Source organism: Paenibacillus caseinilyticus (assembly GCF_027533645.1).
Classification (GTDB): Bacteria; Bacillota; Bacilli; order Paenibacillales; family NBRC-103111; genus Paenibacillus_G; species Paenibacillus_G caseinilyticus.
Window position 1 is genome coordinate 22,485 of the sequence record NZ_JAQAGY010000033.1, and the last position, 11,180, is coordinate 33,664.

General features: G+C 57.4%; 11 protein-coding genes and 1 tRNA gene. All 12 read right to left on the reverse strand.

Annotated features, from left to right (window positions below):
- Nucleotides 1-164: 164 nt before the first annotated feature.
- Nucleotides 165-914, reverse strand: a complete 750-nt coding sequence (locus O9H32_RS30170) for a hypothetical protein (RefSeq protein WP_269869809.1) — start codon at nucleotides 912-914, stop codon at nucleotides 165-167.
- Nucleotides 915-943: 29 nt separating this feature from the next.
- Entirely contained in the window at nucleotides 944-3,439 is a 2,496-nt protein-coding gene (gene spoIIE / locus O9H32_RS30175) for a stage II sporulation protein E (RefSeq protein WP_269869810.1), read from the reverse strand.
- 405 nt (nucleotides 3,440-3,844) lie between these two features.
- A tRNA-Met gene (locus O9H32_RS30180) sits at nucleotides 3,845-3,918 on the reverse strand.
- 120 nt (nucleotides 3,919-4,038) lie between these two features.
- Complete coding sequence (locus O9H32_RS30185; RefSeq protein WP_269869811.1) at nucleotides 4,039-4,551, reverse strand: S1 domain-containing RNA-binding protein; 513 nt, start codon at nucleotides 4,549-4,551, stop codon at nucleotides 4,039-4,041.
- A gap of 114 nt (nucleotides 4,552-4,665) precedes the next feature.
- On the reverse strand, nucleotides 4,666-4,902 hold the full coding sequence (locus O9H32_RS30190; protein WP_269869812.1) for an FtsB family cell division protein: 237 nt from the start codon (nucleotides 4,900-4,902) through the stop codon (nucleotides 4,666-4,668).
- Between the two features lie 122 nt (nucleotides 4,903-5,024).
- On the reverse strand, nucleotides 5,025-5,606 hold the full coding sequence (yabQ, locus tag O9H32_RS30195) for a spore cortex biosynthesis protein YabQ (RefSeq protein ID WP_269869813.1): 582 nt from the start codon (nucleotides 5,604-5,606) through the stop codon (nucleotides 5,025-5,027).
- Nucleotides 5,603-5,887, reverse strand: a complete 285-nt coding sequence (gene yabP / locus O9H32_RS30200) for a sporulation protein YabP (RefSeq protein WP_269869814.1) — start codon at nucleotides 5,885-5,887, stop codon at nucleotides 5,603-5,605. Before yabP ends, yabQ begins: the two co-directional genes overlap by 4 nt.
- Nucleotides 5,888-6,356: 469 nt before the next feature.
- Nucleotides 6,357-6,635: an RNA-binding S4 domain-containing protein gene (locus O9H32_RS30205; protein WP_269869815.1), complete on the reverse strand. Its 279-nt coding sequence runs from the start codon at nucleotides 6,633-6,635 to the stop codon at nucleotides 6,357-6,359.
- A gap of 2 nt (nucleotides 6,636-6,637) precedes the next feature.
- On the reverse strand, nucleotides 6,638-6,910 hold the full coding sequence (locus O9H32_RS30210; RefSeq protein WP_269869816.1) for an HU family DNA-binding protein: 273 nt from the start codon (nucleotides 6,908-6,910) through the stop codon (nucleotides 6,638-6,640).
- A 67-nt stretch (nucleotides 6,911-6,977) separates the two neighbouring features.
- Nucleotides 6,978-8,498 carry a bifunctional methyltransferase/pyrophosphohydrolase YabN gene (locus tag O9H32_RS30215; protein ID WP_269869817.1) on the reverse strand — a complete coding sequence of 507 codons (1,521 nt, stop codon included), beginning with the start codon at nucleotides 8,496-8,498 and terminating at the stop codon, nucleotides 6,978-6,980.
- A gap of 100 nt (nucleotides 8,499-8,598) precedes the next feature.
- Nucleotides 8,599-10,338: a putative polysaccharide biosynthesis protein gene (locus O9H32_RS30220; protein WP_269869818.1), complete on the reverse strand. Its 1,740-nt coding sequence runs from the start codon at nucleotides 10,336-10,338 to the stop codon at nucleotides 8,599-8,601.
- A 184-nt stretch (nucleotides 10,339-10,522) separates the two neighbouring features.
- Nucleotides 10,523-11,065, reverse strand: a complete 543-nt coding sequence (gene spoVT / locus O9H32_RS30225; RefSeq protein ID WP_269869819.1) for a stage V sporulation protein T — start codon at nucleotides 11,063-11,065, stop codon at nucleotides 10,523-10,525.
- Between the last annotated feature and the right edge of the window lie 115 nt (nucleotides 11,066-11,180).

Genomic DNA, 11,180 nt, shown 5'->3' on the forward strand with positions numbered 1-11,180 from the left:
GGGATCTGGGCCGCCTGTGCCAATCAGGCGGCGGATGATTCCATTGATATGAAGTTGTGAAGCACGGCACTCTTCCGCTGCCCGGCCCCTTACCCCTCACCATCTCTATATCGGGTACCGATGCAGTTAAGCCGTGCAGGCTGCAAGAAGGGCTGCTCACCCCCTTACGTTGGTGCTGCAGCGAGCGGCGGTGCCCTCAACGCATCGAGGCTCTGAGCGGCCGTCAGGAGCGCCCGGCTTCTCTTGCTTGCCCCCCGCAGATCCTCTACCTGAGATCCTCCATGCCGGGTCTGCCCGCCACGGGTATCCGGCCTGCTTCGTCCGGCCTGCGATAGCAGCTGCTTCTTGTCCTCCCGTACGTTACCCTGCTGCAGCGTCCCCTGCCCTGACAGGATGCCTTGCAGCTTCCCGCTGGATTCCTCCCGCGCAGGAGGTGTTAAAATCATGACATTCTCTTGATCCGCTCTTATCTCCGTATTCCCGCCTGGGCTCCACTGCGGCATGCGCTGGAGTTCCTCCCACATCCGGTCTTTGAAGCTCTGCAGGTCTTGAATGATCTTGATGCTCAGAATGCTCGGTGCAGCCTGCCGCTTCGGCGGAAGTCCAGCCGTTCTCCCTTCCCCCATCTTAGGCACGAGCTTCCTTCGTTTCGTGGCCTTCGTACCTTGAGGTGAAGCAGGTTGAACCGATTCATCGGTTTGCGGCCGTTCAGCTGCTGCCATTGCAGCCATGGCAGACGGCACCGCCCCTTCTCTCTGGATCGGTACGATCATTTCCTCCACTTCAACGGCATCCACCACTTTTACGATATCGAGAGCTTCCAAAGCCTTGACGATCTTCATCATTTCCGCTACGCCGAGATCCTCCATCACCTTTACGTCCAGCACGACTTTCATGGCTTTTGCGACTACCATGGTCCCCATCTCCTTCACCATTGTCATCATCAGCTCACCGTCCTCGGCCGCTCAATGCGCTCCATTCCCGGCCACGAGAAGGTAGCCCATTCCGGCTGAAATTTATCTACCCGCGCCACGACAACCGTCATATCGTCATAAATTTCCCCGTGATGGTACCGGACCACCCGCTCCAGCAGAATATCCGCAAAATCCTGGGGCGTCTCCGCTTCAATCTCCGTAATCATCCGTTTCATCCACATTTCTTTGTTCACCGCATGCCCCGGCGCATCATAAATGCCGTCGGTCATCATGATGAGCGTATCCCCGTGCTCCAGCTGTACGCTGACCAGATCCACATCGATCTCGTGGAGAATGCCGACCGGCAAATTGTTCGCGGTGACCGGGAACACTTCGCTGCCTCTTTTAATGAAGCTTGGCGTCGACCCTATCTTCAGGAATGTCGTCTGCGCAGTGTACTGGTCGATCAACGCTACATCCACTGTGGCATAGACTTCATCGGACGAACGGAGCATGAGCACGGAGTTGACCGATTTGATCGCCAGCTTCTCGTCCATCCCCGACTGCAGCAGCTGCTGCAGAATGGACAACGCCGTACTGCTCTCCGCGCGGGCCCGTTCGCCGTTGCCCATGCCGTCGCTGAGCGCCACGGCAAACTTGCCGTTGCCAAGTTCAATGGTACTGAAGCTGTCTCCCGACAGCAGGTCGCCCCCCTTGGCCGCGCCAGCAATTCCCGTTTCCACCTCGTACTCCTTGGCAGAGGCGAATACTACCGTGCTGTACCCTTCCTTGCGTTCGAGCGATTCTTCGGACTTCACGGCAATGTGCTCGCCGACAATTTCGGAGAGAAGCGGCGCAATGATTTTGCGGCACTCGTCAAAGCCTCTTGTATATTGATGAACGATCTCGATCTCCACGTTGCCTTCGTCCAGGGAGATGACATCGATACTGTGGATCGAGAGACCCAGCTCCTCCAAGGCGCTGCGGATCTGCTCCTCCTGCATGAAGAGCTCCTGTCCTTCGCGCTTGATCTCCTTCGCCAGATCCTCCATGACCTGCGATACACCCGAAAGCTGTTCCGCCACAAGCTGCCGGGAGTCCAGAATCTGCTTCTTCCAATGCTGGTCATGCTTGTACAAGGCGTACTGCTGCTTCATCACCTCGAGCACCTGATCCGGCTTCACGCACTGCTTCTTCCAATCCGCCTGGATGTCTTTGCGGCTCATGTCTTCACGCAGCTCCACCTCCGTCATCATGTCGGTCATATATTTGTAGGTCTGATAAAACTTATCGTCCCAGCACTGCTTCTGCTTCCAGCAGGAGGCGCAGGACTTGGCCGCCACGGAATTCATGAAGTGGCTGACTTCTTCTTCCCTGCGCAGCGGCTGGGCGTCGGCGGTAATCTGCTTGAAACTCCGCGACAGCTGCTTGAACACCTCGGAGAACTGCTCGACCCGGCTGGCCGTCACATCCCGCACCCGGCGGGCATAATCCTGCTGTGATTTCAGGTTCTCTTGGGTTCCCGGCACATACTTGGCCAGCATCTGCGTAACGCTCCTCGGCGTAAGCAGGAACAAAGCCACGGCAGCCACGGATTCCCAAGTGGAATTGAGCACCTCGGCCTGATTGCCGAGATAGACGGAGAGGATCGATGAGCCGAGCAGCATCCCGAGCGCTACGGCCATCCGGCTGCCTTCACGCAGCAGTCCTGCGAGCATGCCGGCAAAAGCAAGCAGACTCATCTGGTAGATCGCGCTGGAATTCGCCAGGCTGAGGATCAGGCCGGAGATCACCCCTACCGATGCGCCCAAGGGGGCTCCCCCGACAAGCGCAAAGAGCAGGATCAAGTAACGGGAGAGCACATGCTCGAGCGTAACGGGGCCCACCAGCCAGCCCACCGTACCCGTCATCACCGAAGCTAATAAGATAATGAGACATATGACTTCCTCGTGTTTGAGATTGTAGTTTTTGCGTGATAAGGTGAACACCGGTATCGCCTGCAGAAAGATATGCGTCAAGATCAGGCTGAGCAGCGCCCCGACCCCGCTCATCGTCAGCGTGTACCAACTGAGCTCCGTGGCCGCGAGGTGCGAGAACAGTTGGACGAAAAAAGTGGAAGCGAATACAATTAGCGGGGCATAGGAGATATCCGAACGTTCGAAGCGCTCCACGCCTTTCTGGATGAGAACGAAGACGATCATCTCCGCGACGATATACCCGGTATGCATCGGATTGATGGAGAATAGGCTCCCGGCGGCTACGAATACCCCGGACCAGAACAGCAGCTCCCTTCGCAAAAAATACATGACGGCGAAGTAAGCGACGGCAAACGGAGCCAGCTGGTCTAGAATCATGGCCCTGCCGAGCAGGAAGGCCATCATCAGAAGGAGGATGGACCAGCGCTTCGCCACAAGCGATTGTACGAGACGGTTCTGGGCTACGGCGCCTATAGCCCCCTGCTTTACCCGATGAGTCCATCCGGACCCTACGGAAGTCAAACCGCTGAACATTTGCCGTTTATGCATAATATCTGAACACCACCCATATGCTTTGTTATGAGCCCAGTATATAACCCGGCAAGAGGAAAGTTTGTCATAATGAAGGAGGCGTACAAAAGTTTTTTGCGACAAAAAGAAGAGGCCCGCGAATCAAGGAAGATTGATTTGCGGCCTATTATGTAAGCGCTAACAATATAATGCGCTATTTCCCTCGTCACATCTCGTTCGTCCCTTGTTCCCCGAAACCCAGGGTGGGATTGCGTAACAACCTGTCGATTCCCCCGCCGCCGCCGAAGCATTCCGACAAAAGAAGTGCTTCGTGGATGGTTTTGACAGACAGCCGCTTTCTCATGGAAGCCATTCCTTCACGAAAATAAAAAAATCCGGGTCTCGAGGTCTCGAGATCCGGATTTCCATCGTTCGTTCTTATAATAGCGGCAGAGGGGATCGAACCCCCGACCTTACGGGTATGAACCGTACGCTCTAGCCAGCTGAGCTACGCCGCCACAACAAGCATGAGTATATCCTATTGCCAAGGGCTTGTCAAGCGGTGAAAATCCGCCCCCTCCTCCCTTCAGGCAGCAAAAAACCGCAAGGCCGACAGCCCTGCGGTTTTCGTTTATTTATTAGTCACGACGCGCGCCGCGGCCGCCACGCTTGCCCTCGGTGTTCTTCTTGAGGGAAGAGATCCGGTCTTCGCTGTCTTTCAGGAAACGCGCCATTTTATCTTCAAAGGTTGGCTTGCCAGCGGGCGGTTTGCCACCACGGCCTCCGCGATCTCCACGGCCGCCGAAGCCGCCGCCACCACCGCCACGACCACCAAAACCGCCGCGGTCGCCGCCGCCACCACCAGGAGGTCTATCGAAACGAGCGGGCCTTGTTGGAGGAGCAGCATCTACAGGCCGGTCCACCGCTTGCTTGATGGACAGTCCGATTTTGCCGTCTTTGTCGACATTAATCACTTTCACGGTGACGATATCGCTTAGCTTCAGATGATCGTTGACGTCCTTGACGTAGTTGTCCGCAATCTCCGAGATGTGTACAAGGCCGGTGCCTCCCTCGGGTAGCTCAACGAATGCCCCAAAGTGAGTAATGCCTGTCACTTTTCCTTGCAGCTTGCTGCCCACTTCAATTGCCATAAAGTAAACTGATCCTCCCTTAAATAGTTAAAAAAGCGAATCAACGAAACTATGCCGATTATAACGTACGGCGAACATACGGTCAACCGAAGGATTCGCCTTCACCCGGCCCAGTTACTGCTTAGGCGCGACGGGGGTGAAGAACAATCTCTCCCCCTTCTTGATGTAGTGCAAGTCTTTACGGATCTTCTGCGATACGTACTCGGGGTCGTTCAACCTGGCGAGCTCGCGCTGTGTCTCTTGGCTGATCTGTTCCGCCTCGGCTTTCTTTTGCTCCAAGGCTGCGACTTTATCTTTGCGTTCGCTGATTTTACCGATCTGATTCCACAGCGTGACACCGGCCCAACTCATAAAGCAAGCCAGCATCAGCATGACCAGTCGGCGCCGACGAAATGTGCCTTTGTTCTGCGGCTGCGTGTCCTTTGCTTGTAGAGCGTCTGCCTGCATGTACGTTAAAATCCTCCCACGTACGATCAAAACAGCCTTCGGAACAGGGCCGCCAGCTTTTGACCGGTATTCTTGATCCCGGAAGGAACGGTAAGATGCAAACGCATCCACCTGCCGAGGGGCCGAAAGAGCCATAACAGCAATTTCCATACAGGATAGAGCAATTGTAACACAATTCTGTAGATGAATATAGCGGTAGCCAGCAAAAATCCCAAAAAGATCAGCACCAGCCTATACAGCCCGATAGCGGGTCTGATCACAAAGAGTTCGATCATCCTCCTGCCGATGCGTGCCGCCGTGACGACAGCACGGATTGTAAATACGATTACCCGGATCACCGCTGAGCTAAACACAAGAAAATAAAAAAGGATACCGATCGCGAGCCCCATAAAAATAAAGGGCCTCACTTCTCCCCAGTTGCTCTTATATAAGAGAGCAAACACGACAAGCGTCCCGATGAACCAGTAGAGGAGATCGAGTCCCGCCCGCAGCCACGGGGGCACCTTCAGCTGGCCCGAAAGCACCCGGTAGAGGTCATATATTCCCCCAAGCGCAAGACCCCCTGCATACATCATGCCCATCGTCAAAAACTGTACGCTCAGCGTCACTTGAACAGCTTACCCAGAAATCCCTTGGATTTCCCTTGGGAGTTTGTATCCACATAGGCCAGCTCATTGACGTACCCTTCAATTGCGACCAACCCTTGCTCGAGGCTCAAGTTCTTGATATGCAGGTTCTGCCCCTTGATCATCAGGTAACCGCACTCGGTCTCCAGCAGAAACTCTTCACTGTCGAAGCTCTCGACGTTCAATACGCCGGACACCTCCAGCAGCTTGCGGTTCAGCATCCGGATCTCCTGGCGCTTCACTTTCCCCGGCTGTTCGACCATGGGCCGACTCCTCCTCCTTGGCGCTTGGATGGATTGGCGCTTTTCCAGACAACGGTGAGCTGCGGGATGATCCAGTCACCTCCGGCCGCTGTTGAAACCGGGTTCCTTCGATTTTAGATAGGATGGGGGCAACCCGGTTTCAAAGGCGGCGCGTAAACTCTGCGGTCACTGGATCACCCTCCGCTGCGGAGGGCTGGAAAAAGGCCAAACCATACCAAGCTTGTTTACTCTAAAGTATGGGGGTCGTCCGGGGTTTAGAACTCCCCGGACTCCGAAGGAGGGACAAGGCAAGAGCAGGGACAAGAACAAGGGCATAGGCAAGCATAAGGGCAGGTCCAAGGGCAAGGGCGGCTAGAGAAGCCAGAGCGGCCCGGCAAGCCGGGCAGGAGAAGGAGCAGACGATAAGCGGGAGATAAAACAAAAAGAAGCAGGAGAGTAGTCTCCCTGCTTCTTCTTATGGAGGAATCGGTTATAGAATGCTGTCCGACTCCCGCTTAATCGGTTCTTCGCCAAGCAGCGTGTACATCTTCGCGGCATCTTCCTTGCGGGTCGATTCGCTCAGCAGCTCCACACGCACGGTCACCAGCTTCTGGCCGAACTGGATCTTCAGCTCGTCCCCCACCTTGACCGTTGAGCTCGGTTTGGCCTCCCGGCCGTTCACCCATACCCGTCCCTGCTCGGACACGTCTTTGGCAACTGTACGCCGCTTGATAAGACGGGAGAGCTTTAGGAACTTGTCGAGGCGCATAATTATTTCACCGCTTCTTTAAGCTTGTTGCCCGCTTTGAAAGCAGGAACTTTGGATTCCGGAATCGAAATTTCTTCGCCCGTTTGCGGGTTGCGGCCCGTGCGGCCGGAACGCGTGCGGGTTTCGAATGTGCCAAAGCCGATTAACTGCACTTTGTCGTCGCGGGACAAAGCTTCAGAGATTTCACCAAGGAAGCTGTTCAGTACGGATTCCACGTCCTTTTTGGTCAGGCCGCTTTTCTCTGAGATGTTATTGATCAAGTCTGTTTTGTTCATTGGTAAATTTCCTCCTCATAAAAGTGAAGCTAAGCTAAAGTATTCTTTGTTTATCAGGAAAATCCTGCTATAGGCCTTGTTTTTTCAGAACTTTTTTTGCTTCCTGCCACAGGTTTTCCATCTCTTGCAAATCAGTTTGGTCAAAGGAAACGCCCTTTAAACGCAGCTGGGACTCAATATATCCAAATCGCTCAAAAAATTTGCGGTTGGCGGCCGCTATGGCTTCCTCCGGTTCCACCTTGAGGAAGCGGGCCAGGTTCACGACGGCAAATAACAGATCGCCGAGTTCTTCTTTCTGTTCCGCGTGGCCGAAATGCCCGATCGCTTCCTTCACTTCGTCCAGCTCGGACTCCACAACAGGCAGCACTTCCTCCAGGGTTTTCCAGTCAAACCCGACTTCGGCCGCCTTTTTCTGCAGCTTGTATGCCTTCATAAGACCCGGCAGGTCCCGGGGAACGCCGGCAAGCAGCGGCTGGGCGTCCGGATCGATCCCCTTGCTGCGCTTCTCCTCCGCCTTGACCGCTTCCCAGTTCGTCAGCGCCTCTTCGGCATCCTCCGCCCCAACGGTTCCGAAGACATGCGGATGGCGGCGGACCAGCTTCTCGTTCAGCTCCCGGATGACGTCAAACACGGTGAAGGTGCCCTCTTCGGCTTCCATCTGGGCGTGCAGCATGATCTGCAGCAGCAGATCGCCGAGTTCTTCGCACATATGCTCCGGGTCGTCTTCGTCGATCGTCTCAATGACTTCGTAGGCTTCTTCAATCAAGTTTTTGCGGATGGACTTGTGCGTCTGCTCGCGGTCCCACGGACAGCCCTCGGGACTGCGCAGAATCTCCACAATCTCATGAAGGCGGGCAAAGGTCTTGCTGCGGACGTCCTCCCGGTCGGTACGAGGCACCCAGACGAGCGACAGGTTGCCGTAGCCTTCTACCCGGTCGAGCTCATACAGCGGCACTTCGTAGACCCGCTCTTCACCGGCCACCCCGAGCGAATGACCGACCGTTACCGGGTAATCGTCGGGGTATAGTTCCATCAGCGTCAGCTTCACGTCCGAAGCGGTGAACTCGTCATAGACTTGTCCGATCAGCGTGTGGAGCTGAGGGTTCAAAGCATTGCCGCGCAGCGAGGTGGCGTCGAGCAGCTGGAAGCCTTCGATCGGGTCGAAGCCGAGACGCAGGAATGCTTGGTCGAGAAAGCTCTCGCCGCCCATCAGGCCCAGCATGACGCCTTCGGCCGTACAGCGCTCCCGGAGCAGCTGGACCGTCTTCTCGGCGACCATCGGATGGCCGGACACTGCATACAGCACTTCGCCGCTTGCGGATAGTGCCCGGGCGATCAGGTCGGTTGCAATCTGTTCGTAGACGCCTTCGAACGCCTGGTGCTCTTCGTACACCCGGTCGAACGTCTCGTACCGGATGCCATGATGGTCGAGCATAGACACCATCGGGTGCTCTTTGGTGCGTAGATAGATGGCGTCGCCGCGGCCGCTGGCCGCCTCGAGCTTACGCCATACGCCGAGGGTCAATTGATTCTCGTCGCCGGTACCGAGGCCGACGACCGTGAGCTGCGCTTGCGGGGCCATGGACATGTCAGCAGCGCCTCCTTCAAAGATAATGGATGAGCAGGGAGTGCCTGCCCTTACATTCGATATCAAGTGCACTTGTGCGTGCAGTCCCACCCGCGGCGTGCTAGCGCAGAAGCCGCAGCCGGCGCAGGAGCCGCAGCGGCCTTTGCACCAGCGAGGGCGCCGCCTCCAGCTCGGCGGCGGTCACCGCGCCGAGGCGCAGCACGGCGAGCGCATACGCGATCGCGCCCAAGGCGACGCCGCCGAGCGCGACGGCTGTGGCGGCGACCCGGGGGGCGGCCGCCACGGCCGGCTGCGCGAGCAGCGGCGCCGAGCCGTGCGTCACGGCCAGCAGGCCGGAAGCCATGAAGGCGGTGGCCAGCACCGCTTTCATGGCGCCGCGGCCGCCCGCAGCCGGGACGCCGGCGGCGCGCAGCGCGTGCGCAAGCGCGAGGCCGCCGGCCAGCGCGTGGGCGGCCACGGCCGCCCAGGCGGCGCCGTCGATGCCGAGGCGCGGCACGAGCAGCGCGTTGGCTGCGGCCTTGACGCCGGCGGCGAGCAGCAGGTAGATCGCCGGCGCGCGGACGGCGCCGAGGCCCTGCAGTACGCTGCTGCCGGCGATGTTCAGCACCGAGAGCAGCGCGGTCAGCGAAAGAATGGCCATGGCCGGGGTGCCCTCCGTGCTCTTGTAGAACATGAGATTCATCGGCCCTGCCAAGAGCGCAAGCCCCGCAGCAGCCGGAAGCCCGATCATCCAGGCCAGCCGCAGCGCCGTGCCCGCACGCTGCCGCAGCAGCAGAGAGTCTCCGTCCCGTTTCGCCGCCGCTATGGCGGGAACCAAAGCCGCGCTCATGGAGGAGGCGATCATCGCCACCAGCTGCACGAGTGGCTGCCCGTGATTATACAGTCCGAACTGGTAGAGCGCCCCAGTCTCATCGTAACCGGCCTCGCGCAGCAGGCGCGGAACCGTGAACGAATCGACCAATGTCAGCACCGGCAGGGCGACTGCACCGAGACAGAGGGGAATCGCGTAGCCCGCAATCCGGCGGGCCAGCGCCAAGTCAGCCTTCCATCCCCCAGGCCGGATCGTTCCTGTTCGAGCGACCTTCCGGCCCGGGCGGCGGCTCCGCCAGTAGAAGAGCATCAGAACCAAGCCGGCCGCCGCCCCGGCCACCGATCCGAACGTAGCTCCGGCCGCAATCGTCTCAGGAAGGGAGTCCATGCTCAAGAACATTAGGAGCAGCCCGAACATGGTCATCACCCTTATGAGCTGTTCGCCTACCTGGGACAAGGCGGTCGGTGCCATATCGCCATACCCTTGGAAGTATCCCCGCAGGACGGAGAGCACTGGGACGATCAGCAGAGCGAACGACACGCTGCGGATCGCCGGTGCTGTCTTTCCTAGCCCCATCCAGCCCCCAATGGTTTCTGCTCCTCCATACAAGAGGGCGAAGCACAGTACGCCGGTGCCTGTCAGCACGCAGGCAGCCACCCGGAGCACCCGAAGCGCTTCCTCCTCCTGCCTCAGGGCCGCATGCTCCGAGACAAACTTGGAGACCACAAGGGGAAACCCCGCCGTCGCCAAAAATAAAATCAAGGTATACAAAGGATAGACTGCATTATAAATGCCGAATACCGCGTCACCAGCCAGATTCTGCAGCGGAATCTTCTGCAACGTGCCGATCAGCTTGGAGACGACCGCAGCGATGCCGAGCAGTGCAGCGCCCTGCAGAAGCCCTGTCCGAACCTTGAGGGCTCCCCTGCCCTCAGCCGGGAATCCGGCGGAGTCCGGCAATAGGGCCGGGTCTGCGGATGAATCCGCCTCCACGTCTACCGGCAGTAAAGGCTCCTTGCCTCCGTTCATTCCTCACACGTTCCCCTTTACTTCTTGCGTCCCACCCGAGCTTCGGCCTCATTATACCTTATTTGGTGCCCCATGCCAAAGCCCGCCCCGCCCGGAGCCACGCAAAAAAACTTCCCGATGTCCCTTACGGCTGCAAGGGGATCATCAGGAAGCCGTGCTCGTCCTATGATTCGATGATTCAAAACTACTGCTCCATTTGCTTGGCCAGGAAGCCGGCAGCCGTCTCGGCCATCTTGAGTTCCATCTGACCCATTTTGACGCTCTCATCCTTGTTGATGAGGATGACGGAACCGATCGGGTCGCCGCCGGCGACGATCGGTGCGATGACATAAGAACTGTAAGCTTCGCTTATATCCTTCAGCATTTCATAAGTGCCCTGATTGCTTTCCATCGTGGACTTCCGGTTCTCCATACACTGCTCGATCAGAGGCCCCACGCTTTTCTCCAAATAGTCCTTCTTGGAACCGCCGGCCACGGCGATCACGTTATCCCGGTCGGAGATCATCGTAATATGGTTCGTGCTTTCATAAAGCGATTCGGCATATTCCTTGGCGAAATCGCCAAGTTCACCGATAGGGGAGTATTTCTTCAGAATAACCTCTCCATCGCGGTCCACGAAAATTTCAAGCGGGTCCCCCTCGCGGATCCGGAGGGTACGGCGAATCTCCTTGGGGATTACGACCCTGCCAAGATCGTCGATGCGACGAACAATTCCAGTTGCTTTCATAGGTTCTAGATGCCTCGCTTTCCTTGAAGAATGGGATAGGAACTGGATTACCCTTTTAGGCCTGTATGCTCATGGAGGGAACTCGACTAGACTAACCATAGTATTCTTCGATTCC